Below are 23837 nucleotides of genomic sequence, written 5' to 3'. Positions count from 1 at the left end.
AGGGAGCCCCCGCCACCGGCCGTGAGCGTCTACTCGCCCGAGTGGGCGAGCTCGATGACGTGGTCCTCGACGTCCTGCCGGACGGCCAGGGTGGTGGCCACCGGCGGGTAGCCCGTGGCGATCACGGTGTAGTCGCCGCTGTCCAGGTCGGCGAAGGCGTACACGCCGTCCTCACCGGTGGTGGCGGTGGAGACCACGTTGCCGGCCGCGTCCAGGAGCGTGACCCGGGCGTTCGCCAGCGGGCCGTACGGCGAGCGCACGACACCCCTGAGCTGCGACCCCGCCTCCAGCGCGGCCTCCACCCGGGTGACCCCGGTGGTGGCCACCTGGACCGGCAGGGCGCTCGGCCGGAAGCCGGCGGCGTTGACCGCGACGGTGACGTCGCCGGGGACCACCGCGGCGAAGGCGAACTCGCCCGCCTCGTCGGTGGCGCCGGTGGCGATCAAGTCGCCCCGCACGTCCGTGACGATCACCATGGCGCCCACCACCGGCTCGCCGGTGGCCGCCGCGCGGACGACGCCGGTCAGGCCGCTGGTGCCGCTCAGCAGGATGTCGTACGCCAGCGGCTCACCGTTCACGGTGACCGTGGAGGCCTGCGGCTGGAAGCCGTCGGCGGAGGCGATCAGCACGTACGAGCCGACGCCGGGGGCGTCCACCGCGTAGGCGCCGTCGGCCTGGGCGATGGCCCGGCCCAGCTGGCGTCCCTCGAGCGAGATCAGCGTGACCGCGGCGTGCGGCAGCGGAGCGCCCTCGCCGTTGCGGACGTGGCCGTGCACCGGGAGGCCGGCCCGCTCCACCGCGGTCGTGGCGGCCACCGCGGTGGCGGTGGCGGCGGCGACGGCCCCGGTGGACGGGGCGGCGTGCTTCGGGCCGGCCGCGGCCGGGACCTCGGCGGTGGCCTCGTCGGCCGCGGTCGCACCGGAGGTCTCGTCCAGCGCGGAGTGCGTCTTCAGCGGGACCTCCTTGATGAACAGCGTCAGGAGGAACGCGACCAGCGCGATCGGCGCGGCGAACAGGAAGACGTCGGCGATGCCGTGGCCGTAGGCGCTCTCCATCAGCTCGCGGATCGGACCGGGCAGCGACTGGACGTCCGGGATGGAGTCGCTCGCGGAGGCCGAGCCCATCGCCTTGGCGTACCGCGGCGGCAGGTCGGCGATGCCGTCCTTGACGTAGTCGGTGACCCGGTTGCCCAGGACCGCGCCGAAGGCCGAGACGCCCACCGCGCCGCCCAGCGAGCGGAAGAAGTTGGCGACCGAGCTGGCCGAGCCGAGGTCGCTGGGGGCGACCTGGTTCTGCGCGGCGAGCAGCAGGTTCTGCATCATCATGCCGACGCCCACACCCATCACGGCCATGAAGACCGCGACGTGCCAGTACGGGGTGTCGTAGCGGATGGTGCCGAGCAGGCCCAGGCCCGCGGCGAGCAGGAAGCCGCCGGAGACCAGCCAGGCCTTCCACTTGCCGGTGCGGGTGATCAGGTTGCCGGAGACGGTGGAGGAGACGAACAGGCCGGCGATCATCGGGATGGTCAGCACGCCGGACATGGTCGGCGACTCGCCGCGCGCCAGCTGGAAGTACTGGGCGAAGAAGATCGTGCCGGCGAACATGCCGACACCCACGAAGAGCGAGGCGAACGCGGAGAGCGTGACGGTGCGGTTGCGGAACAGCCGCAGCGGGATGATCGGCTCGGACACCTTGGACTCGACGAACAGGAAGAGCAGCGCGAGGGCGATCGAGCCGCCCACCATCGCGTAGGTCTGCCAGGAGACCCACTCGTACTTGTCGCCGGCGAAGGTGACCCAGAGCAGGATCAGGCAGGTCGCGGCGGCGACCAGGGTGGCGCCCAGCCAGTCGACCTTGACCTTGCGCTTGATCACGGGCAGGTGCAGCGTCTTCTGCAGCACGATCAGGGCGACCACGGCGAACGGAATGCCGACGTAGAAGCACCAGCGCCAGCCCAGCGACTCGCTGTCGGTGATGACACCGCCCAGCAGCGGACCGCCCACGGTTGCGACCGCGAACACCGCGCCGAGGTAGCCGGCGTACTTCCCGCGTTCACGCGGAGAAATGATGGACGCCAGGATCACCTGGGACAGCGCCGCGAGGCCACCGCCGCCGATGCCCTGGAAGACGCGGAAGGCGATCAGCGTCTCGGGGTTCTGCGAGAAGCCCGCTCCGGCCGAGGCCACCACGAAGATGACCAGGGCTATCTGGATCAGCAGCTTCTTGCTGAAGAGGTCGGCGAGCTTGCCCCACAGCGGGGTGGACGCCGTCATCGCCAGCAGGGAGGAGGTGATCACCCAGGTGTAGGCGGACTGGCCGCCGCCCAGGTCCGCGATGATCCGCGGCATCGCGTTGCTCACGATCGTGGACGAGATCATCGCCACGAACATGCCGAGCATGAGGCCCGACAGGGCCTCCAAGATCTGCCGGTGCGTCATCTGGACGCCGCCGGAGGTCCCTCCCCCGTGCTCGGCGTTGGCCCGCACACCGGCTGGTGTGGTGGTTGCCATACGTTTCCCTTTGTTCACTGGGTGGTCTGTCTGGTCTGTCTGGTCTGTCTCAGGAACGGTCGTGGTGGTGCACGGCCGTGGTCCGACGGCAGTCGCCGAAGCTCTGCCGGAAGCGCGTCATCAGCTCGGTGAGGCGGGCGACGTCCTCGTCGCTCCAGTCCCCGAGCCGTTCGGAGAGCAACGCGGTCGAGCGCAGCGACAGGTCGGTGAGCCGGTCACGGCCCGTGTCGCTGAGACGCAGCAGGCGGGACCGCTTGTCGTCCGGGTCGGGCAGTCGTTCCACCCATCCCTGGTCGGCGACGTGCGAGACGTGCCTGCTGCACACGGAGATGTCCACCGCGAGCAGCTCCGCGAGCCGGCTCAGACGCATGTCCCCGTGACGGTCGAGCAGCGTCAGGACGGCGGCCGACCCGGGCGGACACTCGGGCGGCAGCCGGCGTGCCAGCTCCCGCTTGACGGCCCCGACGGCGCTGAGCTGCCGCAGCAGCTCCTCGAACTGCGCCTGCCTGGCCATCCAACCTCCTGGAACCGCCGTCGATCGTTGCGTATACCAACCGTAAGAAGGTTGGTTGCAGTAGGCAAACGAAAACGGTGTGCGGTACATCAAAACTTGGCAAAGGCAAGTATTGGCGAAAGTGAAGGTTAGGTAAGAGCGCAGGTCAGGGCGCGGGCGGTCGGTCGGGAGGGTCGGCGGAGGGGCCCGAGAAGGAGCCACGGTGGAGCCCGGGAGGTCTGCGGAGGAGTCCGGGAGGGAGTCGCGGAGGAGTCCGGGAGGGAGTCGCGGAGGAGGGTGACGGGCTCGGGGCGCCGTGTGGGTGGTCCGGGGGCGGGCCGGGAACGCCCGGCGGTGGTTCCGGGCGGTTTCGGCACCGGTTCCGGCCTGCACTTGGGCCGGGCCCCCGCCATTCGCTAGGGTCCTGGCCATGGCTAACACCCAGGGCCCCCAGGGCAATTACGACCCGGCCGGCAGCACCCAGATGTTCCGCGCGTTCGTCGACGAGGAGCCGCAGGCGCGTCAGCCGCAGGCGGCCTCCGCGGGAGGACCCCGGATCGGCGTGATCATCGGCATCGTCGCCGTCGTGGCGGTCGTCGCCGCGGTGGCGTGGCTGGCGCTCGCCTGACACGCTCGGCGCGCCCCGGGCCCTGCCCGGAGCGCGGACGGACGACGCCGGCCGCCGGAACCACAGGGTTCCGGCGGCCTGGCGTCCGTCGTTCCGTGCCCGCTCGAGCGGCGACCGCCCCGCGGGCGGGCGGGTCAGTCCGCGATCAGGCCCTCGCGCAGCTGCGCCAGGGTGCGGGTCAGCAGCCGGGAGACGTGCATCTGGGAGATGCCGACCTCCTCACCGATCTGCGACTGGGTCATGTTCGCGAAGAAGCGCAGCGTGATGATCCGGCGCTCCCGCGGGGGCAGCTTGGCCAGCAGCGGCTTGAGGGACTCCCGGTACTCGACGCCCTCCAGCGCGGTGTCCTCGTAGCCGAGGCGGTCGGCCAGCGATCCCTCGCCGCCGTCGTCCTCCGGGGCCGGGGAGTCCAGCGAGGAGGCGGTGTAGGCGTTGCCCACCGCGAGGCCGTCGACCACGTCCTCCTCGGAGACGCCGAGGACCGCGGCGAGCTCCGAGACGGTGGGCGAGCGGTCCAGCTTCTGGGAGAGCTCGTCGCCGGCCTTGGTGAGGGCCAGGCGCAGCTCCTGCAGACGGCGCGGGACGCGCACCGACCAGGAGGTGTCACGGAAGAAGCGCTTGATCTCGCCCACGACCGTCGGCATCGCGAAGGTCGGGAACTCCACGCCGCGCTCGCAGTCGAACCGGTCGATCGCCTTGATCAGCCCGATGGTGCCGACCTGGACGATGTCCTCCATCGGCTCGTTGCGGCTGCGGAAGCGGGCCGCGGCGTAGCGCACGAGGGGGAGGTTCAGCTCGATCAGGGTGTCCCGGACGTAGGCGCGCTCCGGGCTGTTCTCGTCGAGCGAGGCGAGCCGCAGGAACAGGGAGCGGGACAGCGTGCGGGTGTCGATGACGGCCGGGGCGGCGGCGGGCGCCGGGACCGGCGCTTCGTCGAGGCCCGGGACATTGTCGAGCGCGTCGGGCGCGGACGCGCTCTTCGTGAGCGTGAGCACCTTCGAGCTGCCCTGGTCTGCGGACATGCCACCCCCTTTTGGGTCGCGGACGGTCGCGGCCGGCGCTCCGTCGGGGAGCGCAGCCCTCACCTGAATACCGGAGCCTGGGTCCCGGCAAACACGCTTCCCGAAGAATGTCACAAGTCGGCAACGCGCTGTAGTGACTTGTCGACATGTGACCGGCGAATAGGCGCAGCACAGAGGCCGTATGACGGCACGTCACGGCTCAACGAGGCACAGGGGGGCGCACCGTCGAATCCCTCGTGGGGATTATGCCTCGATCCTGTTTGCGGAACGCAGCCGTTGGAAGGATCGGGCCAGCAACCGTGACACGTGCATCTGGGAGACGCCCAGCTCGGCGCTGATCTGCGACTGCGTGAGGTTGTTGTAGTAGCGCAGCAGCAGGATGCGCTGTTCCCGCTCGGGGAGCTGGACCAGCAGGTGACGGACCAGGTCGCGGTGCTCGACGCCGTCCAGCGCGGGGTCCTCGTAGCCGAGCCGGTCCAGCAGGCCGGGCATGCCGTCGCCCTCCTGGGCGGCCTCCAGCGAGGTCGCGTGGTAGGAACGGCCGGCCTCGATGCAGGTGAGGACCTCCTCCTCGGAGATGCGCAGCCGCTCGGCGATCTCGGAGGTGGTCGGGGAGCGGCCGAAGGCGGTGGTGAGGTCCTCGGTGGCGGCGTTCACCTGTACCCACAGCTCGTGCAGACGGCGCGGGACGTGCACGGTGCGGACGTTGTCGCGGAAGTACCGCTTGATCTCGCCCACCACGGTGGGCATCGCGAAGGTGGGGAACTGGACGCCGCGGTCCGGGTCGAACCGGTCGATCGCGTTGATCAGCCCGATGGTGCCGACCTGGACGACGTCCTCCATCGGCTCGTTGCGGCTGCGGAAGCGGGCGGCGGCGTAGCGGACCAGGGGGAGGTTGGCCTCGATCAGGGCGCCGCGGACCCGGTCGTGCTCGGGGGTGCCCGGCTGGAGCTGCTTGAGCTGCCCGAACAGCACCTGCGTCAGCGCCCTGGTGTCCGCGCCCCGGGTGCCGCGGGGGCGCTCGGTACGCGGGGCACTCTCGACGGCGCCCCCGGCGGGACCGTCGGCGGGACGGTCGGTGAGGCCGTCGGCGGCGTCCTCGGCCGTGCGGTCGGCGTTGTGCTCGGGCGTGCGGTCGGGAGCGTGCCCGGTCGTGCGGTCGGGAGCGTGCCCGGGCGTGCGGTCGGCGTTGTGCTCCGGCGTGCGGTCACAGGCGTGCTCGGTGGGGCTGTCGGCCACGTGCCCGGTGGGGCGGCCGGCGCGTTCCAGGCACTCCACGGTCGTGGAGCGGTCGGTGCTCCCGGCGCGTGGCGCGGGTTCCTGGGACGGCACGGGAGGCGCAGTACTGGCCGGCACGGTCAACTCCACCTCGTCATCGATCAACTCATCCGTCAAAAGCGGTCATAGCATCACAAGACGGAACAGGGGGCGCAAGCACCTGCCCCCTGCCGTGTTGGCGGCGAAGCGGGGCGCCGACGGGACCGGGAGGCCGTGTCCCGAACGCGAAGGAGCCCCCCGCCGAGCTCGGCGAGGGGCCCCGGAAGTGATCCGGAACGGTCAGAATTCGTAGTCGGCGATCACCCAGGTGGCGAACTCGCGCCACAGCGCGACGCCGGCCTGGTGCTCCGGGTGCTCGACGTAGGCGCGCAGCGCCTCGGCGTCCTCGACCGCGGAGTTGATGGCGAAGTCGTAGGCGATGGGCCGGTCGCTGACGTTCCAGCCGCACTCCCAGAACCGCAGCTCCGGAATCTTCTCCCCGAGCGAGGCGAAGATCCGCGCCCCCTCGACGACCCGCGGGTCGTCCCGCACGACGCCGTCGTTGAGCTTGAAGAGGACCAGGTGGCGGATCACGGGGACTCCCGGGTGCACGGGGGCCTCGGGGCGCCCGCCGTCAGCTGCTGCTGCCGCCCCGCGCGATCCAGGTCATGAAATCGCCGATGGCGGAGGCCGCCGCGGAGATGCCCTCGAAGCCCATCTCGACATAACCGGCAGCGGTGTGGGGGTCGGTGATGATCACGTACAGCGCGAACACCACGACGATGCCCAGCCCTATCGTCTTCGCGTTCGCCGCCATCGCGGTCCCTCCCCCGTCAGCCATCCGGCCTGCTGCCGCGGGGAGTCTAACCGTGCGGCCCCGCACGCACACAAGTACCGGCGTCCCCAGGGGGCACACACCGGACCCGCGCGGGACGTGCGGGCGAACGCACGAAGGGCCCCGCCGTACGGCGGGGCCCTTCCAGAGCGGTAGCGGAGGGATTTGAACCCTCGGTGACTTGCGCCACACTCGCTTTCGAGGCGAGCTCCTTCGGCCGCTCGGACACGCTACCGAGGGAGACTTTACATCACGGCGGCCGCTGGCAGAAATCGGTTCCGCGGCCGGGGCCGTGGAGGAACCCGGCAGGGTCCGGCGGGGTGTCCGGGGAGCTCAGCGGGCGCGGAAGAAGTCCGTGAGCAGGCGGGCGCAGTCGTCGGCGAGGACGCCCTCGATCACCTCGGGGCGGTGGTTGAGGCGGCGGTCGCGGACCAGGTCCCACAGGGAGCCGGCGGCGCCGGCCTTCTCGTCGCGGGCGCCGTAGACGACCCGGTCGACGCGTGACTGCACCAGTGCCCCCGCGCACATCACGCAGGGCTCCAGGGTCACCACCAGCGTGCAGCCGGGCAACCGCCACTCACCCCGGGCGGCCGCGGCGCGGCGCAGCGCCAGGATCTCGGCGTGGGCGGTGGGGTCGCCGGTGGCCTCGCGCTCGTTGTGGGCGACGGAGAGCACCGTGACGCCGTCGGGGGCGAGCACGAGGGCGCCCACCGGGACGTCGCCCCCCGGCAGCGCGGCCCGTGCCTGGTCCAGGGCACGGCGCATGACGGACCGCCAGGGGTCGCGCACGGGGTCGGGGGCGGGGCCGGTGCCTGTGGCACGGATCCGCCCCGCGCCCGGAAGGGGGCGCGGGGCGGTCGGGTCGTTGGTCACACGGGGACGTTAGCGGACCGTCTCCAGGACCTCGGAGGCGCCGAGGGTCTCGGCGATGGTGTTGAGCGCGCCGTCCGGCACCAGGGAACGGAGCTCCTTCTCGCTCACGCCGAGGTCCTCGAGGACCTCGGCGTCGCCGACCGGCCCGTGCGGCACGAAGCCGCCCGGGCCGGTAGCGGCACCGTCGTCGTTGTCGTGGTCGTCGGATGCGCCGGCCGTCGCGAGCGGCTCACCGTCCTCGGTGCCGTCCAGGTCCAGCGCGTCCAGGTCGGTGGTGTCGTCCTCCTCCGGATCGCGGCCGAGCACGTCGTCGGTGAGCAGGATCTCCCCGTAGGAGCTGCGGCGGGCGGCCGCGGCGTTCGACACGTAGATGCGAGGGTCGTCCTCGCCGTCCACGCGCACGACGCCGAACCAGGCGTCCTCCTGTTCGATCAGCACCAGCACCGTGTCGTCGTCGGGCGAGGCTTCGCGGGCCAGGTCGGCCAGGTCCGCCAGGGTCTCCACATCGTCGAGCTCCGTGTCGCTCGCTTCCCACCCGTCTTCGGTGCGCGCGAGCAGTGCGGCGAAGTACACCGTGACTCTCCCACTGGTCATAGGTGTGCCGGTTGGGGGTCCCCCCGGCGGGGTCGCGGGCGGGGACCGAGGTCCCGCCCACTCGGAATCGTGGCAGAAACCTCGCGCTCAGGGGATGTCTTCGACCGCCTGTGTCTGGCTCTTTTGCCCGGGATCTGCCCCGGAGCCCTTCGCGCGCCCGGCGCGTCGTGGTGCGCCTACCAGCGGAAGGTGCGCATGCGCATGGCGTGGCGCAGGCGTGCCGCCTTGGCGCGGCGGGGCTGCACGCGGGCGCGCAGTTCGCGCGCCTCGGCCAGGTCGCGCAGGAACTGGGCCCGTCGGCGGCGCCGCTCCTCGTCCGTCTCCGGGGGCCTCACCGGACGGGGCGGGGGCGGCGGCTCGGAGCTGCTGCGGCGCGGGGCGCCGGACGGGGGGATGAACCCGGCGGCCGGCCCCGGCCCGGTCCCGAGCACGGTCCGTGCCACGGCCCGGCCCTCGGTGCGCGGCTCCGCGGCGCGGGCGGCGGAACGGGACCCCGTCCCCGCCTGCGCCCCGGCCCCGGCCTCGGAGGCGCGGGAGCCGGCGGGGGAACCGGAACCGGTGCGGGGCGCGGTGGCGGCCCTGGCCCGGGAGGCGGTGCGGGGTGCGGAGTCGGCCGCGGGAGACGACCCGGCGGCGCGGGCCCCGGCCCCGGCCTTGGCGCGGGCGCCGGTGCGCGGCCCGATTGTGGTGGCGGTGCGTGGCTCGGCGGCCGCCTTGCCGGTGCGGGGTTCGGTGGTGGCCTTGCTGCGGGGGGCGGGGCGGGCTGCACCCCCTGGCTCGGCGGCGGTCTTGCCGGTGCGGGACCCGGTGTCGGCTGCGGTGAGGGTGCCGGTGCGGGGTTCGGTGGTGGCCTTGGCCCGGGGTGCGGGACGCGCGCCGGGCCGGGGTGCGGGGCTGGGCTCGGCGGCGGTCTTGCCGGTGCGGGACCCGGTGTCTGCTGCCGTGCGGGCGCCGGGGCGGGGTTCGGCGGCGGCCTTGGTGCGGCTCTTCGCGCGGGCGCCGGTACGGGGTGCGGGGCGGGGTTCGGCGGGGGAGTCGGCGCCGGTTCCGGGCTCACCGGCCCGGGACCTCTTCGCCTCGTCCCGCTGCGGCCGCCGTCGGGGCGCCTGCTGTCGGGGACTGCGGTCGGGCACAGCGTCACCACCCCGGTCCGGTCTGTCCGTGTTCCCTCCACCTTCCCTCGGTCGGCGGATTCGATGCCGCCCGGACGAGGCGGACGTGCCCCCGGCGGGGACCGGACGGCCTGGTGGGTGGGGTCCTCGCGCCCGGTTACTGTGGAGCAATGCGTCTCCACGTCGTCGACCACCCGCTGGTCGCCCACAAGCTCTCGACCCTGCGCGACCGGCGCACCGATTCCGCGACCTTCCGTCGGCTCGCCGACGAGCTCGTCACCCTGCTGGCCTACGAGGCCACCCGTGACGTGCGCACCGAGCAGGTCGAGATCGAGACCCCGGTGGCCACCACCACCGGTACCCGGCTGTCCCACCCGCGCCCCCTGGTGGTGCCGATCCTCCGGGCCGGCCTCGGCATGCTCGACGGCATGGTCCGGCTGCTGCCGACCGCCGAGGTGGGCTTCCTGGGCATGGTGCGCAACGAGGAGACGCTGACCGCCTCCACCTACGCCACCCGGATGCCGGAGGACCTCTCCGGCCGCCAGGTGTACGTGCTGGACCCGATGCTGGCCACCGGCGGCACGCTGGTCGCCGCCATCCGCGAGCTGATCGACCGCGGCGCCGACGACGTGACGGCCGTAGTGCTGCTGGCCGCGCCGGAGGGCGTGGAGGTCATGGAGCGCGAGCTGGCGAACGTGCCGGTCACCGTGGTGACCGCCTCCGTCGACGAGCGGCTCAACGAGAACGGCTACATCGTCCCGGGCCTCGGCGACGCGGGCGACCGCATGTACGGCGCCGCGGAGTAACGCTTCCCCGCAGCGTGACGGGAAGACCTCGCCCCTCGGGGCGAGGTCTTCTCACGTCACGGACGCGAAGGCGGGGCCGCGGCGCGGACCGGCGGGGCCTGCAGGGAGGGCCGGCGGGACGGATGCGGGGCTCAGCAGCCCTTGCGCGTGGCCTCGGGGGCCGGAGCGGGCGCGGTGAGCGTGGTGAGCGCCTTGTCGGCGTCGCCCGGCGCGGAGAGGTCCTTGAACGCGTCGCCGATGATCAGGTCCACCACCGGCGTCTTCGCCTTCCCGTCCGGCTTGCGCGCCGGGTCCGGCCGGACCTCGGCCCCGGCCAGCTGGGTGCCCAGCACCGGCAGCACGGTGTCGGCCGCCTCCGGGCCGCCCAGCAGCAGTCCGGTGGCCTTCACCTTCTTGTCGTACTCCTTCGGCGCGTTGCCCACCTCGCCGATCCGGAAGCCGCGCTTCTTCAGCTCGTCGGCGGTCTTCTTGGCCAGGCCCTCGCGGGTGGTCGCGTTGAGGACGTTGACGGTGATGCCGTCGGGCCGCGGGTAGACCTTCGCGGGGGTCGGCGAAGCGCTCGGGCGGGCGGCGCACCGCGCGCCCGCGCCGGCCGCGGAGGCCTGGTCACCGCCGGTGAAGACGTCGATGAGCTGCAGCGTGCCCCAGCCGAGGAGCCCCAGCAGGGCCACGGGGAGCGCGGTCAGCGCGACGATTCGGCGGCGCTTCTTCGGCCGGCGCATGCGGGGGTAGGTCTTCCCCGTCACGCGGTACCGGCCGCCCATGCCGGGTGGGGTCAGCATGCTCATGAGCGCAGCGTAGTGCGCCCGGCCGAGGATGCCTACAAGACGATCATCATCCTGGCGGGAGACAACCCGAAAGGGGCAACAGCCTGCGCCGATCAGTCCATTTCCAGCACACGGGCGTGCAGGATCTGACGCTGCTGGAGGGCGGCACGGACCGCGCGGTGCAGGCCGTCCTCCAGGTAGAGGTCGCCCCGCCACTTCACGACGTGCGCGAAGAGGTCGCCGTAGAAGGTGGAGTCCTCGGCGAGCAAGGTCTCCAGGTCGAGCTGGCCCTTGGTCGTCACGAGCTGATCGAGGCGGACCGGGCGCGGTGCGACGTCCGCCCACTGCCGGGTGCTTTCCCGGCCGTGATCGGGGTACGGCCGGCCGTTTCCGATGCGCTTGAAGATCACACGGAAAGCCTACCGGGGATGGTGCGCTCGGCGCAGCCACGTAACCCGAACCGGCCACCTCCGGGCCACGCCGCGACCCCGCCCCGTCACCGCGCCGCCCGCATCTCCGGCCCCGCGCTGTGTGCCCGGGGCACAGTGCCGTACCCGCCCTGTGCGGCGCCGTACCGCGGTGCCTGCGCGTCGGGGCGCCCGCGTGCCGCGGCGCCCGCACGTGCCGCCGTGCCCGCCCTTGCCGTGGCGTAGTGCTGCCGTGCTCGCCGTGCCGTGGCGCAAATACGGCCGTGCCCGCACCGGTCGCCGTGCCCGCACGTGCCGTTGCGCCGTGGCACGGTGGCAGCCCCTGCTGTGGCGTGTTGCCGTCGTGTCCGCACGGGTCGCCGTGCTGACCCGTGCCGTGGCGCGGTGCCGGGGTGTCCGTCCGTGACACCGAGGCGGCACGGCGCTGTGCTGCCGGGGGCGGCCGGGGGCGGCCGGCCCGGTTACTTCGCCTTGGCGGCCTTCGCCGCCTTCGCCGCCGCCTTCATCTCCTGCTTGTGGGCGCGGACCTTCACCAGGGAGTCGGGGCCGGTGATGTCGGCGACCGAGCGGAAGGAGCCCTCCTCCCCGTACGAGCCCGCCGCCTCGCGCCACCCCTGGGGGCGGACCTCCAGTTGCTTGCCGAGCAGCGCCAGGAAGATCTGCGCCTTCTGCGCGCCGAAGCCGGGAAGCTCCTTGAGCCGCTTCAGCAGCTCCTTGCCGTCCGTGACGCCCCGCCAGACCGCCTCGGCGTCCCCGTCGTAGTGCTCCACCAGGTACTGGCAGAGCTGCTGGATGCGCCCGGCCATCGAACCGGGATAGCGGTGCACGGCCGGCTTCTCGGAGAGCAGCGCGGCGAAGGCGTCGGGGTCCTGCGCGGCGATCTCGTGGGCGTCCAGGTCCTGCGCGCCCATCCGGTCGGCGATGGTGCGCGGGCCCTTGAACGCCCACTCCATCGGCACCTGCTGGTCCAGCAGCATGCCGACCAGCGCGGCGAGGGGGCTGCGGCCGAGCAGCTCGTCGGCCGGAGGGTCCTGGGCGAGGCGGAGGGTGACGTCCATGCCCCGATGATCCCGCGCCCGCCGCCGTCCCGCTCCCCGGCCCCCGCCACCTCGCCGTCTTCCGCTCTGCCCCGGACACGCGGCCCCACCTGGACGTCGGGTCCGGGCACGACCTTCCGCTTCCGCGTGGCTCCGCCCCCTCCCGGCCCCCGCCCGGGCCGACGGCTCCTGACGCCCCGGCCGTGCCCGGGCCGGTTCCTGATGCCACCAGGCCGGCCCGGGCCGGCCGCGTCAGGAGCGCTCGGCCGGTTCCGTCTCCCGCGGCTCCACGCCGGACGCGTCCCCGGCGGACGGGGCGCTCACCCCCGTGGAGGCGGCACGACGCCGGGCCGTCGCCCGGGTGAGGGCGAGCGCCACCGGCTGGGTGTACCGCGCGGTGAGCGGTCCGACGATCACCAGGATCAGCACGTACGCCGTGGCCAGCGGCCCCAGCCTCGGCTCGATGCCCGAGGTGACCGCCAGCCCCGCGATCACGATGGAGAACTCGCCGCGCGCCACCAGCGTCCCGCCGGCGCGCCAGCGCCCGTTGACCGAGATGCCCGCGCGCCGGGCCGCCCAGTAACCGGTGGCGATCTTGCTGAGCGCGGTGACCACGGCCAGCGCCAGCGCCGGCAGCAGCACCGGCGGAATCGCCGCCGGGTCGGTGTGCAGGCCGAAGAAGACGAAGAACACGGCGGCGAACAGGTCCCGCAGCGGCGACAGCAGGTGGTGCGCGCCCTCCGCGACCTCGCCGGACAGGGCGATGCCCACCAGGAACGCGCCGACCGCAGCCGACACCTGGAGCTGCTGGGCGATGCCCGCGACCAGCAGGGTCAGCCCCAGCACCACCAGCAGCAGCTTCTCCGGGTCCTGGTGCGAGACGAACCGGGAGATGTGCCGGCCGAAGCGGACCGCCAGGAAGAGCACCAGTCCGGCGACGCCCAGCGCGATCGCCAGCGTCACGCTGCCGGCGGCGAGGCCGGTGCCGGCCAGCAGGGCGGTGATGATCGGCAGGTACACGGCCATCGAGAGGTCCTCGAGGACCAGGATGCTCAGAATCACCGGGGTCTCCCGGTTGCCCACCCGTCCGAGGTCGTTCAGCACCTTGGCGATGACACCGGAGGAGGAGATCCAGGTGACGCCCGCCAGGACCACCGCGGCCACCGGGCCCCAGCCCAGCAGCAGCGCCATCGCGGCGCCCGGGAGTGCGTTGAGCGCCATGTCGACGAGGCCGGCCGGGTACTGCGTCTTGAGGTTGGAGACCAGGTCGGAGGCGGTGTACTCGAGCCCCAGCATCAGCAGGAGCAGGATGACGCCGATCTCCGCCCCGATCGCCACGAACTCCTCGCTGGCGCCCAGCGGCAGCAGCCCGCCTTCGCCGAAGGCGAGTCCGGCCAGCAGGTAGAGGGGGATCGGGGAGAACTGGAAGCGCCCGGCGAAGCGGCCGAGAAGGCCGAGGCCGAGGATGATGGCGCCGAATTCGATGAGGAACGTCGCGGTCGAATGCACCCGATCAGTCCTGCTCGAGTATCGCCGCGGCGGCTTCCACGCCTTCGCGGGTGCCGATCACGATCAGGATGTCGCCGCCCGCGAGGCGGAAGGCCGGCGTCGGCGAGGGAATCGCCTCGGCGCGGCGCATCACGGCGACGATCGACGCGCCGGTGCGCGTCCGGATCTGCGTGTCGCCGAGCAGCCGGCCGTTCCAGCGCGCCGTGCCGGAGAGTTCGATGCGCTCGGCGACCAGGCCCAGGTCGCTGCCGGAGAGCAGGCTGGGGCTGTGGTGGTCCGGGGCCAGCGCGTCGATCAGGGCCTGCGACTCGCCGGCGGTCAGGTGCACCGACATCTCGGCGGCGTCCGGGTCGTCCTGGCCGTAGGCGGTGATCGTGCGGCTGCCGTCGCGCTGGGCCACCACCGAGAGGCACCGGCGTTCGCGCGTCGTCATGTCGTACCGCACTCCGATGCCCGGCAGGGGCGTACTGCTGAGGCGTGGAATTCCCACCGCGATCCCTTTCGCTGTATCCCGCCCTGGTTTGCGCCGAGCGGTATGTGTAATGCGCAGGTAAAGCCCGCTCCGCCACAGTAGGCGACCGGGAACGCTGCGTCGGCGTCGGCGGGTCGTGGGCTCCGTCACCGTCCGGCACGGCCTGCGGGCACGACGGTGCCCGTGGTGAGGCCGAGACCGCCGTGGGGAGGCCCGCACCATGCAATGACCGCGCCGGCCGGGCTGGTCGCGCAGGCCCGGCGGGTCGGGCTGGCCGCGCCGGCCGGGTTGGTCGCGCAGGCCCGGCGGGTCGCGCTGGTCGCGCAGGCCCGGCGGGTCGCGCTGGTGGCGCTGGTGGGGCTGGTCGGGCCGACCGCGGTGACGCCGCTCGGCCGGGACGCGCTGGGGATGGTCACGCGGGCGGCGGGTTCGCCGGCTTCCGTACTCCCCGGGCTCGGGCCGGGCCGGGTCACGGTGGTCACCGCCCCGCGGACCCCTGGGCGCGGGGCGTTCGTGCTGCGGCTGTCCCGTGACCGGCGGAAGCCGCCGGTCACGGTCGCCGGGTGAGCGCGGACGTCCCGCGTGGGAGTCCGGGAACCCCTACGGCACGACTACGAGAACATCCAGGTGCCGAGGTCGCTGTACGACTGCTTGAGCGAGGACACCGTGTACGACTTCGAACCGGTGCCCGTGGTGCCGGTGGAGGAGCCCTTCAGCATCTGCACCATGCCGAGGGTCTCGCCGGCCCACTCCACCGTGCCCACCATCAGGTCGGCCCGGCCGTCACGGGTGTAGTCCGTCAGCTTGAGCGTGAAGCCGAAGCGGTCGTCCTTCTCGACGGCCCCGGCGACACCCGAGGTGCCCTGGTCGTAGGCCTTCGCCCCGGTTCCGGAGAGACCGCCCGCCCGGCCGAGCAGGACGGTGACCGCGCCGCCGTCGCGCATGCCCGCCAGGTCCTCGCCCGGGCTGCCGACGGCGAGGTCCGCGTAGCCGTCGCCGTTCACGTCGCCGGCCGCCACGGAGTAGCCGAACATGTCGTCCGTCTCCACCGCGCCGGGCACCCCGGAGGTGTCCTGGGTGAACTTCACCGGCTTGCGCGCGCTGTTCGGCCCGTTCGCGCCGCCGTACTGCACGGCCACGTACCCGCTGTTGTCGTCGGTGTACTCCCCGCCGCGGCCGACGGCGAGGTCGCCGAAACCGTCCTTGTCGAAGTCGCCGATGGCGGTGGTGAGCGGTCCCGGGCCGGGGGAGTCCGGGGTGGCCTCCGGGACGACCACCGCGGCCGCGCGGGTGGCGAAGCCGCTGCCGCCGCGGTGGTAGTAGGCCCGCAGGTTGATGTCCTCCTGGTCGACGCCCAGGATGTACAGGTCGGTCGCGGCGTCCCCGTCCACCTTGCCCGCCGCCAGGCGCATCACGTACGGGTAGATGTAGCTGCCGCCCAGCGACTGGGAGCCGCCGTGCCCGCCGGCCCGGGTGAAGGGTCCCTTGAGCAGTACGGCGGCCGCGCGGCTGTCGCTGCTCGCGACGAGGTCCGCGTCGCCGTCGCCGTCGAAGTCGCCGGTCACGACCTCACGGCCGAAGGAGTCACCGGAGCCGGCGTACTCGGGGGCGATCGGCGAGTGGTACACCGTGCCGGACCCGAGACCCGAGGCGCCGCCCCACACGACGGTGAGCCCGCCGGCGATCTGGAGGTCGCCGACGGCCTCGCCGGGTGAGGCGACGACCAGGTCGGCGTACCCGTCGCGGTCGAGGTCGGCGCTGGTGACGCTCTCGCCCCAGCCGTCGCCCTCCTCCACGGAACCCGGGATGCCGGCCGAGTTCTGGTGGATCGTCTGCACCTTCGTCCCCGGCCCGGAGGAGGTGCCGTACACCACGGTGATCCGGTAGTCCTTGCCGTACCGTCCGCCGGCCAGGACGAGGTCGCGGTAGCCGTCCCCGTTGAAGTCGTCGGCGAGCTTGGCCGGCGCCGCCGAGGCGGGGGCGGCGGTGAGCAGCGGCCCGGTGAGGGCCGCGGCGAGGACCGCCGCGACAGCGGCGGTGCGAGTGGGACGCAACGGGGCTCCAGTGTCTGCGCGTGAACAAAGAGGTGTGCTTACCGCCCCTTCGACTCGCGACCCCACCCGATGGTTGTACGCCCCACCGTCACCGCCGCGGCGGTCCCCACCGCACCGCCCGCTGTGCCCCTCACCCCACCGTCACCCCGGCCCGACCGGCAGCCGTCACGGGGCCCGCGCCCGACGGCCGGCCGTCACGCGGACCCGCGCCCGACCGCCGGCCGTCACGCCGGCTCGACCGGCAGCCAGAGCTCGCAGCTCGCGGTGGAGAAGTCGTCCGCCAGCTCCAGGACCGCGACGATCGACGGCCCCGGCCGCAGCCGCCACGGGTTGGACGGGAACCACTCGGTCGCCGTCGCCGCCCAGGTGCTCTGCAGCGCCTGCGGGTACGCACCCGCGCTGGGGAACACCGCCCACGTGCCGGCCTGCGCCTCGAGGACGTCGAGGTCCTCGGGCACCGGCGCCTCCGGGGGCACGGCCACCCCGTGCAGGTAGGTGAGCTCAGTGCCTTCCGCCGCGTCCTGCGCCACGTCGTCGGTGACCTGGAGCAGGCCCCGCGGCTCCGTCGCGCTCAGCGCCTTCAGCCGCCCGTGCTCCTCCGTCGGCAGGGAGGCGATGTGCCGCTGGATGTGCGGGTTGACGCCCTGGTGGATCAACGGCACGCGGGCGGCGTGCCCGACCAGCCGGAACGCGGGACGGTCGGTGATGCGGGTGTCCATGGGGGTGCTCCCTTCGACGCTCAGGCGGAACCTGAGCTGCGGTTGTGTCCGGAGGGGGCCTCCGTCGCGGCGCACCTCACCGGGCGCCGCGCCGTGCACGGCGCGGAACGCCCGGCCGAACGCCTCGGCCGACCCGTACCCGTGCCGCACCGCGATGCCCAGCAGGTCCTCCCCGCCCCGGACGACGTCCGCCGCGGCGACCGTCATGCGCCGCCGCCGCACGTACTCCGACAGCGGCATGCCGGCCAGCGACGAGAACATCCGCCGCAGGTGGTACTCCGTGGTGCCGGACCGCCGGGCCAGCGCCCCGACGTCGAGCTCCTCCGCGAGGTGCTCCTCGACCAGGTCGACCAGCTTGTTGAGCGCCGCGATCACGAGGCCTCCTTCCGTCCACGACCCTCGCAGGACCCGGGCGTCCCGCACCCGACCACCGCGGACCGATCCGGTCATCCAGCGACCCCGGCGGCTCACTGGTGCACGTGCGCGCGCTGCCCGTCCCGGTCGAACACCATGAGCAGCTCGGCGGGACCGTCCAGGGCCGTGATCGCGTGCGGGACCATCGTCGCGAACTCCGCTGCCTCCCCCGTGCCGACGTCGATCTGCCGCTCGCCCAGCCACAGACGCACCCGCCCCTCCAGCACGAGGAACCAGTCGTGGCCCGGGTGCATCCGCTGGCACGGCGGGGTGTCGGACGGCTCGAGGCGCATCTTCATCGCGACCGTGCGCCCGTCCGGACGGCTCAGCGGCCACGTCGTCCGGGTGCCGCTGCTGTGCGCGACCGGCCGGATCACGACGTCGTCGTCCGTGGGCGCCTCGAAGAGCACGTCCAGACTCATCTGCAGGGCGTTGGCCAGCGGCACCAGCACATCGAGGCTGAGCGTGCGTTTGCCCGTCTCGACACGGCTGATGGTCGACGGGCTGAGGTTCGTGCGTGCGGCCAGCTCGTCCAGGGAGTACCCCAGGGTGGTGCGCATGCTCCTCAGGCGCGAGCGCGCCAGGGCTTCGATGTCGGCGACTGCGTTCATGGGCCCATCCTCCAGCATCTTGCGAATTGTGCAAGTGTGTTTGCGGTAGACGCCGGGCCCAGTACGGTCGATTTCATGAGCGAGCACCCCACCCACGGTCAGGACCAGGCCTCGTCCGCGCCCACCGGGCAGGCCGGCCACACCGCGCCCCGCACCACCGAGCGTCACTGCGACGTCGCCGTGATCGGCGGCTCGGCCGCCGGTCTCGCCGCCGCCCTGCAACTCTCCCGCCAGCGGCGCGGCGTCGTCGTGGTCGACGACGGCACCCCGCGCAACGCCCCCGCCGCGCACATGCACGGCTACCTGGGGCACGAGGGCGCCGCGCCCGGCGAGCTGATGGAGATCGGGCGCGCGGAGGTGCGCGCCCACGGCGGGGAGGTGCTCCCCGGCCGGGTCGTGGGGGTGCACCGTCGCGACGACGGCCGGTTCCGGCTCGACCTCACCGGTGGACACGCGCTGGTGGCCCGTCGCGTCCTCGCCGCGACCGGCCTGTCCGACGAACTCCCCGCGATCGACGGCGTCGCCGAGGGCTGGGGGCGCGGCGTGATCCACTGCCCGTTCTGCCACGGCTTCGAGGTGCGCGACCAGCGCCTGGTGCAGATCGTCACGCACCCCCTGGGGCTCCACCCGACCCCGCTGTTCCGGCACCTGACCGACCGGCTGACCGTCGTGCTGCACGAGCCGGCCGGGCTCGACGAGGGCGCGGTCGACGCGCTCGCCGCCTCCGGCGTCGCGATCGAGCGCAGCGAGGTGCGGCGGGTCCTCACCGGGCCGGACGGCGAGGTGTCCGGGGTCGAGCTCGGCGACGGCCGCGTCCTGGAGGCCGACGCCGTCGTGGTCGGCTCGCGCTTCAGGGCACGCGTCGACGTGCTGGCCGGGTGCGGGCTCACCGCCACCCCGCACCCGACCGGCGCCGGCGACGTCCTCGCCGTCGACGCGCGCGGTGAGACCGCCGTACCGGGGGTCTACGCGGCCGGCAACGTCACCGATCCGAGCCTGCAGGTGCTGCCGTCGGCCGCCCAGGGCAGCCAGGTCGGCGCCATGATCGCGTTCAGTCTCGCCGAGGAGGATCTGCGCGCCGCCGCCAGGCGCTCGGGCGAGGAGGCCGACTGGGACCACCGCTACGGGGGTCCCGACCGGGCCTGGAGCGGCAACCCCAACGGCACGCTCGTCCACGAGGTCGCTTCCCTGGCCCCGGGCCGCGCACTCGACGTCGGCACCGGCGAAGGCGCCGACGCCCTGTGGCTGGCCGAGCGCGGCTGGAAGGTGACCGCCACCGACATCTCCGGCAACGCGCTCGCCAGGGTCCGCGCCGAGGCCGAGCACCGCGGGCTCACGGTCGCCCTCGTCCGCGGCGACGTCAACGACCCCGCGCCCTTCGGTGCCGAGACCTTCGACCTGGTCTCCCTGCAGTACGGCTCGTTCAAGCGCACCCCCGACCGGCGAGGCCTGCGCAGCCTGCTCGCCGCCGTCGCCCCCGGCGGTACCCTCCTGGTCGTCCACCACGACCTCACCTCACTGCACGACCCGGTGGACGTGGCGACCGGGACCCGGATGTACGACCCGGAGGCGTTCGTCGGAGTCGACGAGATCGCCGCCGCGCTCGCCGCGGATCCCGGCGCCTGGCACGTCGAGACCCACGAGACGCGCCGACGCCCCCCTGGCGCGGTCAGCACCCACCACGTCAGCGACGTCGTGCTGCGCGCGGTCCGACGCACGGCCTGAGCGACGAGACGCGCGGCGGGTTCCGGCGGGGCGTCCGCCCCGTCGGCCGAGGGGGGGTGATGCGCCTCACACGCCCCAACTGCCGCGTGCGTACAACCAATTCACCGCTTCGTCGATCAAGACTGTGCGGCCGTGACGGCCGTGCGTGATGCGGGTCCGCCCGTCCGCGACCCGCATCCGCCCGTCGACAGTCGACAACGGAGCCTCTTCATGTCCCAGCACGCCAGCAAGAAGTTCACGTCCGGCAGGAAGGTGACCCTGGGCGTCGGCGCCCTGGCCGCCTCCGGGCTCGCCCTCGGCCTGCTCGGCGCTCCGTCCGCGATGGCGGGCGAGACCGGCGCGGCCGGAGCGCTGAAGCAGAGCAGGGCCGCGGCCGCGGACGCGTCGGCGGCGAAGGCCGCCGCGCCCAAGGGCCTCACCGCGAGCAGCACCGCCGCCGCCTCCACCACCGTCTCCGGCGTCTCCGTCAACGGCGGCAACAGCGCGAGCGTCGGGACGACGAACACGCAGACGATCACCGTGAAGTGGAAGGTCAGCGGCGGGTCGACGCTCTACGGCAGCCACGCGTCGATCTGGCGCGGCACCGACCTCGAGGACGGACTGGAGCAGTTCATGACCTCCGAGGAGTTCAACGCGGACATCGACCCCTGCGTCCAGTCCGGCACCACCACGTTCAACTGCACGGCGACCTTCAGGATCGACCCCCAGTACGACCTGACGAACGCGGACGCCGGAGCCTGGAAGATCTCCCTCTGGGCGTTCACCGACGCGGACACCGACGTGGACACCGACAACGCCAAGACCTGGTACCTCAAGCGCCTGTCCCGGCTGAGCACCGACGCGGCCCCCGAGCCCGTCGCCAAGGGCAAGACGATCACGATCACCGGCACGCTGACGCGCGCCAACTGGGACACCCACAAGTACGCGGGCTACACCCAGCAGACCGTCCGTCTCCAGGAGCGTTCCCTGACCGGCTCGTACGCCACCACCAGCAGCCACAGCACCGGCACCGGCAGCCAGGCGGGCGTCGAGAAGCAGACGCGCACCGCCACCACCGACCGCTGCTACCGCTACAAGTTCGAGGGCACCACCACCACGCCGCCGGTCACCGCCACCGGTGACTGCGTGGACGTGCGCTGATCCCACCCACCTGGCCGGCCCGGACCCGCTGACGCGGTCCGGGCCGGCCCGCGTGCGGTCCCACCGGACCACGCGACGACGAGAGCCCCGACCGGAATCCGGTCGGGGCTCTCGTCCGCCCTGGCGGGCGAGCACGGAGCATGCAAGCGCCCGGGACGTCACCTCGTGGTGCGGAGAAGCAGAAGGGCGATGTCGTCGTGGCCGGGGGCGGAGCGTTCGGCGTGACGGATGAGGTCGTCGGCGAGGTCGTCCAGGTCCTGGCACGGGGCCTGCGCGAGGTGCCGGGCGAGTGCGTCGGTGGTCTCGTCGATGTCGGTGCCGGGGATCTCCACGAGCCCGTCGGTGTACAGGACGAGCACGGAGCCGGGCGGGAGGGGGATGTCGGTCGTGGGGTAGTCGTTGTCGGGGTCGATGCCGAGAAGCAGTCCCGGTCGCGGGCGCAGCACGTCGGTGTGTCCGTCGGGGTGGCGCAGCAGGGGTGGGGGGTGGCCGGCGCTGGCGAGGCGGACGCGGTGGTGGGCCAGGTCGAGATTGGCGATCAGGCAGCTGGCGAACAGGCCGGGGTCGAGGTCGGTGAGGAGCCGGTTGGTGCGGCTGAGGAGCTCGCCGGGGGACGTGCCGACGGTGGCGTGGGCGTGGACCGCGGTGCGGACCTGGCCCATCAGGGCCGCAGCGGTGGCGTTGTGGCCCTGGACGTCGCCGATCGCCGCCGTGGCGGTCGGGGGAACCTGGATGAGGTCGTAGAAGTCGCCGCCGATGTCCATCCCCCTCCCGCCGGGCCGATAGCGCGCCACGGCTTCCAGGCCGTCGATGCGGGGCAGCGTGCGGGGCAGCAGGGAGCTCTGCAGGCTGTGGGCGAGTGCGTGTTTGGTGTCGTAGAGGAGAGCGCGGTCCAGGGCCTCGGCGATCAGTCCGGTGACGGAGGTGAGCAGAGCGCGTCTGGCCGGGAGGAAAGGGCGGGGCTCGTCGAAGGAGAGGACGAGGGAACCGATGCGGCGGCCGGAGACGGTCAGGGGAAGGAAGGCCCAGGCGTTTCTCGACTCGGGACGGGGAGCGTCGGGAAAGGCCCGCTGCAGGTCGCCGGAGGTGGAGAAGAAGATGGCTTCACCGGTGAGCAGGGCACGCGTGGTCGGGGTGTCGGCCGCGAGGCTCGTGTCGTCGACACGGCTGAGGAACTCGGCGCTGTAGCCCTGTTGCCCGATGATGTGCAGGCGGCCCTCGTCCGCGCTCATGAGGACCATGCCCTGGGCCTCGAACGCGGGCACGATCTGTTCGCGGATCGCGTTGGCCACGTCCCGCACGCTCAGCGCTTCGGTGAGTGTGGTCGCCAGGTGCATCAGGTGGTAGAGCGCCATCGCATCGGTGTGTTTGCCGGACAGGGGAGCCGGCACGGTCTCCACCGGCTGCGCGGTGGGTGCGATGTGGACGCTGATGCCGCTGTCGTCGGGATAGAGGTCGAAGCGAAGTGGTCTGTCCGGAGGACGTACCGCGGTGAACGAGGTGGGCCGGCGGGTGACGACCGCAGCCCGGTAGCTGTCTCCGGAGACCGGGTTGTGCAACCACGGCAGCACCTCGAACGGACGGGCACCCGTCAGGGACACGCCGTCGGCGCCCACGAGATCGAGCGCGACGGAGTTGATGTAGGTGATCCGTCCCTCGAGATCCAGGGCGCAGCAGCCGAAGGGGAGCCGCTCGACGCATCGGAGTGCCGCCGAGGCCCACGCGTGCTCGACCTCCTTGCCCGCCGGGAGGAGATGGACGGGTTCGGCGGGAGGCAGCAGCGGGCGGCCCCGGCCCTCGCTCCGCTCGAGAAGAGTCACCACGTCCTCGCAGAACATGGTGATCGCCTCGCGCTGGTGCGAGCTGAGCCGCGGCGGATGCCTGACGGGCCACAGCAGCGCGACACCCCCCTGCACCGCGGTGCCGCTGACGAAGGGGGCCGCGGCGAGCATGAAGTCGTACGGCACCGCGAGCCCCAGGTGGGGGTAGTAGCGGGCGATCTGCTCCCGGCTGCTGCGCCACAGCAGGTGCCCTTGACGCATGGCGTCCGGCACCGGGAACACGGAATCCACGGAGACGCGGTCCACAGGCGCCGTGATGCGCTCCGGAATACCCGCTGCGAGGGCGAGCCACAGAGTCCGCTCCCCGGGAGGCAGCAGGTAGAGCAGACCGGCTGAAGCGCCGGTCTCCTGCATCACCGTAGTCATGAGGCGTTCCAGACGCTTCATACCGAGGTCTTCCTCTCATGATGCGGGTGTGCGGCGGGGCTCCGCCGGCCGGCGGGTCGTGTTCGCCGCGGAGGCCGGCTGACGGACTGCCGTGTCCATGGTGGGGATTATCCCCTTTGTCCTGTGATGCGTGAGGGAGGCGCAATGGGGCCGAGCAGGCCGGCGGGGCGCGCGCGAGGCGATCGAGATACAGGACCGGGGAGCGCCCGAAGGCCTCGTTGTGGACAGAGACAGGGCAACGAGGTCCGGGACAACGTCGAAGGGCCCCCTGTTTCCAGGGGGCCCTTCGACATCGTGCCCGGTGAGGCACTGGCGGAGGATACGAGATTCGAACTCGTGAGGGGTTGCCCCCAACACGCTTTCCAAGCGTGCGCCCTAGGCCTCTAGGCGAATCCTCCGGGAAGAACATTACATGACTCGAGACAGTGGTCGCGAACTCGTTCTCCCCGGCCGGATCGGGTACCCTGTGCGGAGCCCCTCACGTGGCGCTATCTGACTGAACCCCCCCAGGGCCGGAAGGCAGCAAGGGTAGGTCGGCTCTGGCGGGTGCGTGGGGGGCGCTTGCGTTCCCGGCCTCGGGCGGTCGCTGTGGGGCTGTCCACA

Annotated in this window: 23 protein-coding genes, 2 tRNA genes and 1 other RNA gene; 6 read left to right on the top strand and 20 right to left on the bottom strand. The window is 72.9% G+C overall.

What is annotated here, in order from left to right; all coding sequences use genetic code 11:
• Window positions 1-29: 29 nt before the first annotated feature.
• On the bottom strand, window positions 30-2438 hold the full coding sequence (locus Sfr03f_RS24935) for an MFS transporter (protein WP_108956637.1): 2409 nt from the start codon (window positions 2436-2438) through the stop codon (window positions 30-32).
• 121 nt (window positions 2439-2559) lie between these two features.
• Complete coding sequence (locus tag Sfr03f_RS24930; protein ID WP_108956328.1) at window positions 2560-3024, bottom strand: MarR family winged helix-turn-helix transcriptional regulator; 465 nt, start codon at window positions 3022-3024, stop codon at window positions 2560-2562.
• A 409-nt stretch (window positions 3025-3433) separates the two neighbouring features.
• Here Sfr03f_RS24930 and Sfr03f_RS24925 point away from each other — a divergent pair, with 409 nt between their 5' ends.
• Complete coding sequence (locus tag Sfr03f_RS24925; RefSeq protein WP_108956326.1) at window positions 3434-3631, top strand: hypothetical protein; 198 nt, start codon at window positions 3434-3436, stop codon at window positions 3629-3631.
• Between the two features lie 134 nt (window positions 3632-3765).
• Here the strand turns inward: Sfr03f_RS24925 and Sfr03f_RS24920 are convergent, their stop codons facing one another.
• From Sfr03f_RS24920 to Sfr03f_RS24880, 8 genes are all read right to left on the bottom strand, one after another.
• Complete coding sequence (locus Sfr03f_RS24920; RefSeq protein WP_108956324.1) at window positions 3766-4653, bottom strand: RNA polymerase sigma factor SigF; 888 nt, start codon at window positions 4651-4653, stop codon at window positions 3766-3768.
• Between the two features lie 243 nt (window positions 4654-4896).
• Window positions 4897-5985 (bottom strand): RNA polymerase sigma factor SigF, encoded by a 1089-nt coding sequence (locus tag Sfr03f_RS24915; protein ID WP_245967741.1) that lies wholly within the window; start codon window positions 5983-5985, stop codon window positions 4897-4899.
• 225 nt (window positions 5986-6210) lie between these two features.
• On the bottom strand, window positions 6211-6504 hold the full coding sequence (locus tag Sfr03f_RS24905; RefSeq protein WP_108956322.1) for a Dabb family protein: 294 nt from the start codon (window positions 6502-6504) through the stop codon (window positions 6211-6213).
• 40 nt (window positions 6505-6544) lie between these two features.
• Window positions 6545-6727 (bottom strand): hypothetical protein, encoded by a 183-nt coding sequence (locus Sfr03f_RS24900; RefSeq protein WP_108956320.1) that lies wholly within the window; start codon window positions 6725-6727, stop codon window positions 6545-6547.
• Between the two features lie 168 nt (window positions 6728-6895).
• A tRNA-Ser gene (locus tag Sfr03f_RS24895) sits at window positions 6896-6980 on the bottom strand.
• A gap of 98 nt (window positions 6981-7078) precedes the next feature.
• The gene (tadA, locus tag Sfr03f_RS24890) at window positions 7079-7510 is read right to left on the bottom strand and encodes a tRNA adenosine(34) deaminase TadA (RefSeq protein WP_108956636.1); all 432 of its coding nucleotides are present in this window, start codon (window positions 7508-7510) and stop codon (window positions 7079-7081) included.
• A 117-nt stretch (window positions 7511-7627) separates the two neighbouring features.
• Window positions 7628-8191 carry a tRNA adenosine deaminase-associated protein gene (locus tag Sfr03f_RS24885; RefSeq protein WP_108956318.1) on the bottom strand — a complete coding sequence of 188 codons (564 nt, stop codon included), beginning with the start codon at window positions 8189-8191 and terminating at the stop codon, window positions 7628-7630.
• Window positions 8192-8388: 197 nt separating this feature from the next.
• Window positions 8389-9345, bottom strand: coding sequence for a hypothetical protein (locus Sfr03f_RS24880; RefSeq protein ID WP_108956316.1), 957 nt, complete (start codon window positions 9343-9345; stop codon window positions 8389-8391).
• 149 nt (window positions 9346-9494) lie between these two features.
• Here Sfr03f_RS24880 and upp point away from each other — a divergent pair, with 149 nt between their 5' ends.
• Entirely contained in the window at window positions 9495-10130 is a 636-nt protein-coding gene (gene upp / locus Sfr03f_RS24875; protein WP_108956315.1) for a uracil phosphoribosyltransferase, read from the top strand.
• 131 nt (window positions 10131-10261) lie between these two features.
• On the opposite strand, the gene Sfr03f_RS24870 is transcribed toward upp, so the two are convergent.
• The 5 genes from Sfr03f_RS24870 to Sfr03f_RS24850 form a co-directional block, all read right to left on the bottom strand.
• Window positions 10262-10894 carry a LytR C-terminal domain-containing protein gene (locus Sfr03f_RS24870; RefSeq protein ID WP_108956313.1) on the bottom strand — a complete coding sequence of 211 codons (633 nt, stop codon included), beginning with the start codon at window positions 10892-10894 and terminating at the stop codon, window positions 10262-10264.
• Window positions 10895-11010: 116 nt separating this feature from the next.
• On the bottom strand, window positions 11011-11307 hold the full coding sequence (locus Sfr03f_RS24865) for a type II toxin-antitoxin system VapB family antitoxin (RefSeq protein WP_108956311.1): 297 nt from the start codon (window positions 11305-11307) through the stop codon (window positions 11011-11013).
• Between the two features lie 479 nt (window positions 11308-11786).
• On the bottom strand, window positions 11787-12383 hold the full coding sequence (locus tag Sfr03f_RS24860) for an HhH-GPD-type base excision DNA repair protein (protein ID WP_108956309.1): 597 nt from the start codon (window positions 12381-12383) through the stop codon (window positions 11787-11789).
• 231 nt (window positions 12384-12614) lie between these two features.
• Complete coding sequence (locus Sfr03f_RS24855; RefSeq protein WP_108956307.1) at window positions 12615-13871, bottom strand: cation:proton antiporter; 1257 nt, start codon at window positions 13869-13871, stop codon at window positions 12615-12617.
• 4 nt (window positions 13872-13875) lie between these two features.
• On the bottom strand, window positions 13876-14361 hold the full coding sequence (locus Sfr03f_RS24850; RefSeq protein WP_108956305.1) for a cation:proton antiporter regulatory subunit: 486 nt from the start codon (window positions 14359-14361) through the stop codon (window positions 13876-13878).
• A 207-nt stretch (window positions 14362-14568) separates the two neighbouring features.
• Between Sfr03f_RS24850 and Sfr03f_RS30390 the strand changes: the two genes are divergently transcribed.
• Complete coding sequence (locus Sfr03f_RS30390; RefSeq protein ID WP_159105731.1) at window positions 14569-14910, top strand: hypothetical protein; 342 nt, start codon at window positions 14569-14571, stop codon at window positions 14908-14910.
• Between the two features lie 44 nt (window positions 14911-14954).
• Here the strand turns inward: Sfr03f_RS30390 and Sfr03f_RS24840 are convergent, their stop codons facing one another.
• The 3 genes from Sfr03f_RS24840 to Sfr03f_RS24830 form a co-directional block, all read right to left on the bottom strand.
• Complete coding sequence (locus tag Sfr03f_RS24840; RefSeq protein WP_108956303.1) at window positions 14955-16397, bottom strand: FG-GAP and VCBS repeat-containing protein; 1443 nt, start codon at window positions 16395-16397, stop codon at window positions 14955-14957.
• A 224-nt stretch (window positions 16398-16621) separates the two neighbouring features.
• Window positions 16622-17491 carry an AraC family transcriptional regulator gene (locus Sfr03f_RS24835; protein ID WP_170145151.1) on the bottom strand — a complete coding sequence of 290 codons (870 nt, stop codon included), beginning with the start codon at window positions 17489-17491 and terminating at the stop codon, window positions 16622-16624.
• A gap of 92 nt (window positions 17492-17583) precedes the next feature.
• On the bottom strand, window positions 17584-18141 hold the full coding sequence (locus Sfr03f_RS24830) for a helix-turn-helix domain-containing protein (RefSeq protein ID WP_108956299.1): 558 nt from the start codon (window positions 18139-18141) through the stop codon (window positions 17584-17586).
• A 75-nt stretch (window positions 18142-18216) separates the two neighbouring features.
• Between Sfr03f_RS24830 and Sfr03f_RS24825 the strand changes: the two genes are divergently transcribed.
• Both Sfr03f_RS24825 and Sfr03f_RS24820 read left to right on the top strand, forming a co-directional pair.
• Window positions 18217-19866, top strand: coding sequence for a bifunctional NAD(P)/FAD-dependent oxidoreductase/class I SAM-dependent methyltransferase (locus tag Sfr03f_RS24825; RefSeq protein ID WP_108956297.1), 1650 nt, complete (start codon window positions 18217-18219; stop codon window positions 19864-19866).
• Window positions 19867-20076: 210 nt separating this feature from the next.
• Window positions 20077-21006: a calcium-binding protein gene (locus Sfr03f_RS24820; RefSeq protein ID WP_108956295.1), complete on the top strand. Its 930-nt coding sequence runs from the start codon at window positions 20077-20079 to the stop codon at window positions 21004-21006.
• Between the two features lie 158 nt (window positions 21007-21164).
• Here the strand turns inward: Sfr03f_RS24820 and Sfr03f_RS24815 are convergent, their stop codons facing one another.
• Both Sfr03f_RS24815 and Sfr03f_RS24810 read right to left on the bottom strand, forming a co-directional pair.
• Window positions 21165-23213: a SpoIIE family protein phosphatase gene (locus Sfr03f_RS24815; RefSeq protein ID WP_245967739.1), complete on the bottom strand. Its 2049-nt coding sequence runs from the start codon at window positions 23211-23213 to the stop codon at window positions 21165-21167.
• Window positions 23214-23544: 331 nt separating this feature from the next.
• A tRNA-Ser gene (locus Sfr03f_RS24810) sits at window positions 23545-23632 on the bottom strand.
• A 71-nt stretch (window positions 23633-23703) separates the two neighbouring features.
• Between Sfr03f_RS24810 and ffs the strand changes: the two genes are divergently transcribed.
• Window positions 23704-23802, top strand: an RNA gene (gene ffs, locus Sfr03f_RS24805) — signal recognition particle sRNA small type.
• The last annotated feature ends 35 nt before the right edge of the window (window positions 23803-23837 follow it).

Origin of the sequence: Streptomyces fragilis, assembly GCF_003112515.1 — a bacterium.
Classification (GTDB): domain Bacteria; phylum Actinomycetota; class Actinomycetes; order Streptomycetales; family Streptomycetaceae; genus Streptomyces; species Streptomyces fragilis.
Note: the sequence above shows the minus strand (reverse complement) of the source record. Positions and strands in the feature narration are given on the sequence as shown.

What these genes read in the sequence shown, in the direction of transcription:
- Sfr03f_RS24935 (WP_108956637.1), bottom strand. Translation starts at nt 2,438, where the DNA reads ATGACGCACCGGCAGATCTTGGAGGCCCTGTCGGGCCTCATGCTCGGC.
- Sfr03f_RS24930 (WP_108956328.1), bottom strand. Translation starts at nt 3,024, where the DNA reads ATGGCCAGGCAGGCGCAGTTCGAGGAGCTGCTGCGGCAGCTCAGCGCC.
- Sfr03f_RS24925 (WP_108956326.1), top strand. Translation starts at nt 3,434, where the DNA reads ATGGCTAACACCCAGGGCCCCCAGGGCAATTACGACCCGGCCGGCAGC.
- Sfr03f_RS24920 (WP_108956324.1), bottom strand. Translation starts at nt 4,653, where the DNA reads ATGTCCGCAGACCAGGGCAGCTCGAAGGTGCTCACGCTCACGAAGAGC.
- Sfr03f_RS24900 (WP_108956320.1), bottom strand. Translation starts at nt 6,727, where the DNA reads ATGGCGGCGAACGCGAAGACGATAGGGCTGGGCATCGTCGTGGTGTTC.
- tadA (WP_108956636.1), bottom strand. Translation starts at nt 7,510, where the DNA reads ATGCGCCGTGCCCTGGACCAGGCACGGGCCGCGCTGCCGGGGGGCGAC.
- upp (WP_108956315.1), top strand. Translation starts at nt 9,495, where the DNA reads ATGCGTCTCCACGTCGTCGACCACCCGCTGGTCGCCCACAAGCTCTCG.
- Sfr03f_RS24870 (WP_108956313.1), bottom strand. Translation starts at nt 10,894, where the DNA reads ATGGGCGGCCGGTACCGCGTGACGGGGAAGACCTACCCCCGCATGCGC.
- Sfr03f_RS24860 (WP_108956309.1), bottom strand. Translation starts at nt 12,383, where the DNA reads ATGGACGTCACCCTCCGCCTCGCCCAGGACCCTCCGGCCGACGAGCTG.
- Sfr03f_RS30390 (WP_159105731.1), top strand. Translation starts at nt 14,569, where the DNA reads ATGACCGCGCCGGCCGGGCTGGTCGCGCAGGCCCGGCGGGTCGGGCTG.
- Sfr03f_RS24830 (WP_108956299.1), bottom strand. Translation starts at nt 18,141, where the DNA reads ATGAACGCAGTCGCCGACATCGAAGCCCTGGCGCGCTCGCGCCTGAGG.
- Sfr03f_RS24825 (WP_108956297.1), top strand. Translation starts at nt 18,217, where the DNA reads ATGAGCGAGCACCCCACCCACGGTCAGGACCAGGCCTCGTCCGCGCCC.
- Sfr03f_RS24820 (WP_108956295.1), top strand. Translation starts at nt 20,077, where the DNA reads ATGTCCCAGCACGCCAGCAAGAAGTTCACGTCCGGCAGGAAGGTGACC.
- Sfr03f_RS24815 (WP_245967739.1), bottom strand. Translation starts at nt 23,213, where the DNA reads ATGACTACGGTGATGCAGGAGACCGGCGCTTCAGCCGGTCTGCTCTAC.